The organism is Colwellia sp. Bg11-12, from assembly GCF_014076955.1.
Lineage (GTDB): Bacteria > Pseudomonadota > Gammaproteobacteria > Enterobacterales > Alteromonadaceae > Colwellia_A.
Genome location: NZ_JACGUZ010000008.1, coordinates 1 through 1,149 on the forward strand (window position 1 = coordinate 1; position 1,149 = coordinate 1,149).

The 1,149-nt window shown below is 35.0% G+C and carries 2 protein-coding genes; both read right to left on the reverse strand.

Annotated elements, in window-relative coordinates; genetic code table 11:
• Window positions 1-216: 216 nt before the first annotated feature.
• Window positions 217-627, reverse strand: a complete 411-nt coding sequence (locus H4J39_RS00020; RefSeq protein ID WP_182225419.1) for a hypothetical protein — start codon at window positions 625-627, stop codon at window positions 217-219.
• A gap of 101 nt (window positions 628-728) precedes the next feature.
• Window positions 729-1,013 carry a hypothetical protein gene (locus tag H4J39_RS00025; protein WP_182225420.1) on the reverse strand — a complete coding sequence of 95 codons (285 nt, stop codon included), beginning with the start codon at window positions 1,011-1,013 and terminating at the stop codon, window positions 729-731.
• Window positions 1,014-1,149 lie beyond the last annotated feature (136 nt).

Sequence of the window (1,149 nt, forward strand, 5' to 3'; positions counted from 1 at the left end):
TATTGGCGTAAATGACGTAGGGCTTGGCGAAACACTCCAAAACCATATTTAGAAAATACAAACGCTAGATTAAATTGGCAAATACTTTAAACAATTAAAACGAAGTGGCGATTACACCTAACGCCACGTTAAGCGGCAAAAATTGTTGGCTAAAATTGTGAACGAAGTGAAACAGCCAACTGTTTTTTGTCCGTTTGAACGCCTTGTTAGGTGTTTTTATAAGTTGATAAACATAGGGTTTTTCTTTAATTTATATTTAAAATACTTAATTTGAATATTATCCCAAAAATTCAATTCATTATCCTTTATTTCAAAATCAACTACTTTAATTAAAGATGATTTAGTACCTCTAGGAATTACTGCTCTCCAAGATTCTTGATTATGTAAAACATCAGGAGTTAATGGAAAAGGGGCGTCTATACTTACTTCTGTAACAGTACTTTGCCAATCAAAATATAAAAAAGCTCCCGCACCACCGAAACATTGTGACGTATTATACTTCCTATCTGCGATAAAACAGTTAATACCGGAGTCACCAGCCAATGGCGAATCATATTTAGGAACAAAGCGTTTCGATTTCAATATACTTAATAATGAATGAGAACTACAAGTGTGGACTAATTTCATAAACACCTAACGCCCATTTAAGAGGCAAAATATAGTTGGCTAAAATAGGTGAACGGAGTGAACAAAAAGCCAACTGTATTTTGTCCTGCTTGAAATTCTTGTTATGTTGCGACTTTAAACTGCCCATATTTTGTAGCATGTTCAGGGCGATTCATTAGGTTTGCTGCTTTAATCATGTGCCCCCAAAACAAAGCTCCTGGACTGGTGTTGTTTTCCATTACACCATCTAATTCTTCCATAGCTAGACGAAGTTCATTTACTGATAAGTATTGTAAAAAATCCTCTTCGCTGTAACCAAAGTCAGATTCTATGATTCCTGCCGGTAAAAGTTTATAAGCCGCTAGTAACTCTTCTGATACTAGCTTCCACTTCTGAGTAATACTCATAACTCTCCTAGCAACATAACGCCCATATTAAGCGGCAAAAATTAGTTGGCTAAAATGTTGAACGAAGTGAAAACAGCCAACTGTTTTTTGTCCGTTTGAATTGCTTGTTAGGTTAAATTTATTATAAAACCAGTTA

Coding starts and splice junctions, on each gene's coding strand:
- H4J39_RS00020 (WP_182225419.1), bottom strand. CDS start 627: ATGAAATTAGTCCACACTTGTAGTTCTCATTCATTATTAAGTATATTG.
- H4J39_RS00025 (WP_182225420.1), bottom strand. CDS start 1,013: ATGAGTATTACTCAGAAGTGGAAGCTAGTATCAGAAGAGTTACTAGCG.